Annotated in this window: 5 protein-coding genes; 2 read left to right on the top strand and 3 right to left on the bottom strand. The window is 66.1% G+C overall.

Going from position 1 to position 3,523, the window contains the following annotated elements:
- Window positions 1-748 (top strand): DNA-binding domain-containing protein (locus CBW50_RS28105; RefSeq protein ID WP_172404926.1); only part of this gene is annotated, 748 nt, incomplete at its 5' end.
- On the opposite strand, the gene CBW50_RS28100 is transcribed toward CBW50_RS28105, so the two are convergent.
- From CBW50_RS28100 to fumC, 3 genes are all read right to left on the bottom strand, one after another.
- A complete protein-coding gene (locus CBW50_RS28100; RefSeq protein WP_086148533.1) occupies window positions 745-1,029 on the bottom strand; it encodes a DUF883 family protein in 285 nt (94 codons plus the stop codon). The genes CBW50_RS28105 and CBW50_RS28100 overlap by 4 nt on opposite strands.
- A gap of 123 nt (window positions 1,030-1,152) precedes the next feature.
- Complete coding sequence (locus CBW50_RS28095; RefSeq protein WP_076567361.1) at window positions 1,153-1,374, bottom strand: RNA-binding S4 domain-containing protein; 222 nt, start codon at window positions 1,372-1,374, stop codon at window positions 1,153-1,155.
- A gap of 95 nt (window positions 1,375-1,469) precedes the next feature.
- Window positions 1,470-2,864 carry a class II fumarate hydratase gene (fumC, locus tag CBW50_RS28090; protein ID WP_086148534.1) on the bottom strand — a complete coding sequence of 465 codons (1,395 nt, stop codon included), beginning with the start codon at window positions 2,862-2,864 and terminating at the stop codon, window positions 1,470-1,472.
- Window positions 2,865-3,020: 156 nt separating this feature from the next.
- Between fumC and CBW50_RS28085 the strand changes: the two genes are divergently transcribed.
- On the top strand, window positions 3,021-3,523 hold a 503-nt coding region (locus CBW50_RS28085), incomplete at its 3' end, for a FimV family protein (protein ID WP_367301840.1).

The raw sequence follows: 3,523 nt of genomic DNA, 5'->3' as shown, positions 1-3,523 counted from the left end.
GCAAGCGTTTGCCGCGGCCCTGCTCGATGCCGGGCAAGGCACGGCGCCGCCGCCATCGTTCGCCGGCGCGGCGGCGCTGGAGCGTTTTTCACTCTACCGCGGCAATCTGGCCGCCACCTGGAGCCGTACCCTGGCGCACGCCTATCCCGTCGTGCTGGCGCTGGTGGGCGAGGCCTACTTTGGCGGCCTGGCGCGCGCGTACGGGCGGCAATATCGGTCCGACAGCGCCGACTTGAACCAGTTTGGCGCCCGTTTCGCCGATTTTCTCGCCACTTTCCCGCACGCGGCCGCATTGCCCTACCTGCCCGACATGGCGCGCCTGGAATGGGCCTTGCACCTGGCCCATTACGCGCCCGATGCGCAGGGCGTGCCGCCCGAGGCGCTGGCGGCCCTGGGGCCGGAGCAGCTGGAGGCGCGCCGCTTTACCCTGCATCCGGCCTGCACCCTGCTGGCGTCAGGCTGGCAAGTGCATGCCTTGTGGCTGGCGCATCAGGAGGGGGAGGGGCAGGGCGTGTTTCCGCAGCAACTGCAGCTGGCCAGCCATGCGCTGGTGTGCCGCCCGCACTGGAAGGCGCAGGCGCAGGCGCTGGACGAGGCCGCCTATGCGGCCCTGCTGGCGTTGCGGCAGGGACACACCTTCGGCGCCGCACTGGATGCGGCGTTCGAGCTGGACCCGGCCTTCGACCTGGGCGGCCACCTGCGCCAGTGGCTGGCGCAGGCCGTGCTGACGGACATGTCGCCCGGCTAGTCGAAGGCGCGCAGCACGCGCGCTTCGCCCGTCTGGTCGCGGTACAGGGCGTTCGCCGCGAGCGTGGCGTCCATCATGCGCGTGACTTGTTCTTCTTCGAATTTGGCAAGCTCGGCCGTGGCCGCGACAAGGGCCAATTCCAGCCGGGCGCGGGCATTCTGGTACAGGCTGCTTGTGTATTTGCTGGTGTTGCGGAGCAATTCTTCCGCATTCTCTATGACCTGGCGCAAGTCGCCGATCAGGCGCTCCTGGCTGCGCGTACCTTGTTCGGGATGGTCCATGGCGCTCCCCTTCCGCAATCGATAAAAGATGGCAATAGCGAATAGTTGCAGCTTGATGTGGGCAGCCGGACGGGCGGGGTGCTGGCCAGGCGCATGGGGCCGCTCGCGCGCCCCATGCCGGGATCAAACGGGGCCGACGACCGTGATGCGGACATCGCCCACGCTGACGACCTGGCCGCTGCGGATCTTGGCGGTCTTGCGCAATTCCTTCTTGCCATCGACCTTCACCACGCCGCTATCGACCATGACCTTGCCTGCGCCACCGCTGTCGCACAAGCCGACCAGCTTGAGCAGCTGGTTCAGCTCGACGAACTCGGATGTTAAATCAAAGCTTACTTTTTGCATTGTATCCCTTATTGCAATGATGTGTTTTCAACACTTGATGACGACCTCAACTAAGTCATAGTTTACCTGAAGCCGCCAGCAATGCAGGGTGGAAGTCAGCTTTTGTTGGGCTGCGTCATTTCCAATGGCACGATCCATGCACTGAATTGCTCTTCCGTCACAAAACCGAGGGCCAGCGCCGCTTCCTTCAGGGTCGTGCCTTCGTGCTGGGCCTGCTTGGCGATCTGCGCCGCCTTGTCGTAGCCGATGTGCGGCGCCAGGGCCGTGACCAGCATCAGGGAGCGTTCCATCAGTTCGGCGATGCGAGCACGGTTCGGCGCGATGCCGTGCGCGCAATGCTCGTCGAAGCTGCGCATGCCGTCACCGAGCAGGCGCGCGCTTTGCAGGAAGTTGTGCGCGATCAAGGGCTTGAAGACGTTCAGCTCGAAATTGCCCGAGGCGCCGCCCACCGTGATGGCGACATCGTTGCCGAACACCTGGCAGCACAGCATGGTCAGCGCTTCGCACTGGGTGGGATTGACCTTGCCCGGCATGATGGAGCTGCCCGGCTCGTTTTCGGGGATCGTGATTTCACCGAGGCCGGAGCGGGGGCCGGACGCCATCCAGCGCACGTCGTTGGCGATCTTCATCAGGGCCGTGGCCAGGGTTTTCAAGGCGCCATGGGCGGCCACCAGGGCATCGTGGGCGGCCAGGGCGGCGAACTTGTTGCTGGCGCTGGCAAACGGCTGGCCCGTCAGGCGCGCCAGCTCGGCGGCGATGCGGTCCGCAAATTCCACGTGGGCATTCAAGCCCGTGCCCACGGCGGTGCCGCCGGCGGCCAGCTGCAGCAGCGGCGGCAGCGCCGCCGTGATGATGTGCTCGGCAAAGTCCAGCTGCGCCACGTAGCCGGAAAATTCCTGGCCCAGGGTCAAGGGCGTCGCGTCCTGCAAATGGGTGCGGCCGATCTTGACGATGTCGGCAAATTCCGCGGCCTTCGCATCCAGGGTGGCGCGCAGCTGGCGCAGCGGCGGCAGGACCGTGTTGGCGACGGCCAGCGCGGCCGCCACATGGATGGCGGTCGGAAAGATGTCGTTCGAGGACTGGCCCAGGTTGACGTCGTCGTTCGGGTGCAGCAGGCGCTCGGCGCCGCGCAAGCCGCCGATCAGCTCCGAGCCCCGGTTGGCCAGCACTTCGTTCATGTTCATATTGCTTTGCGTGCCGGACCCCGTCTGCCAGACGGCCAGCGGGAATTCCCCATCATGCTTGCCGGCCAGCACTTCATCGGCCGCCTGCGTGATGGCGATGGCTTTCTTGCCATCCAGTAATCCCAGGTCCAGGTTGACGTGGGCGGCTGCGCGCTTGACGGTGGCCAGGGCGGCGATCAGTTCGGGCGGCATCTTTTCCGTGGAGATATGGAAGTGTTCGAGCGAGCGCTGCGTTTGCGCTCCCCAAAGCCGGTCGGCGGGTACGTCGATCGGGCCGAAACTGTCGCGTTCGATTCTGCTACTCATGGCATCCCTTTCATCGGTGGAGGTCATTCGAGTGTACTCCAGACGCCCAAAGGGCACAGGATGATGCTGTATTGCATCATTTTCCCTATATTTTTACGATTTCCTGCCGTTAAAGACGGACGAGTTCCCTTTATTTACCGTCAAAGCGACCAGTCCATGCCGAGTAGCGCCTTTCCCCGTTGGTCCCTGATTGCGTGCGCCGCCGCCAGCCTGCCCGCGCCGCCTGCCGTGGCGGCCGAACTGGGCGACATGGCCGTGCTGTCGCACCTGGGCCAGCCCCTGCTGGCCGAGATCGAGCTGACGGCCCTGGCGCCCGATGAGGCCAGCGGCGTGGCCGTGCGCCTGGCGTCGCCCGATGTGTACCGGGGCGGCGGCGTCGCCATGGACCCGGCCTTGCAGGGGTTGACGATCAGCCCGCTGGAGCGGGGCGGGCGCCGCTATGTGCGCGTCACGACGGAAAAAGCCATCCAGGCCGGGCACGTGCATTTGTATTTGTTGCTGGGCAATGGCGGCGCCGCCGTCGTGCGCCTGGGCACGCTCTGGCTGACGCCGGCGCCGCCCGCCGCCGTGTTGCAGCCGTCCAGGCCGCCAGCACCGTCGTTGCCGCCCGCGCCGTTGCCACGGCCTATCGTGGCCAGCGCGGCTCCGCCGGCGGCCCC

The organism is Janthinobacterium sp. GW458P (assembly GCF_002127585.1).
Classification (GTDB): domain Bacteria; phylum Pseudomonadota; class Gammaproteobacteria; order Burkholderiales; family Burkholderiaceae_D; genus Janthinobacterium.
Note: the sequence above shows the minus strand (reverse complement) of the source record. Positions and strands in the feature narration are given on the sequence as shown.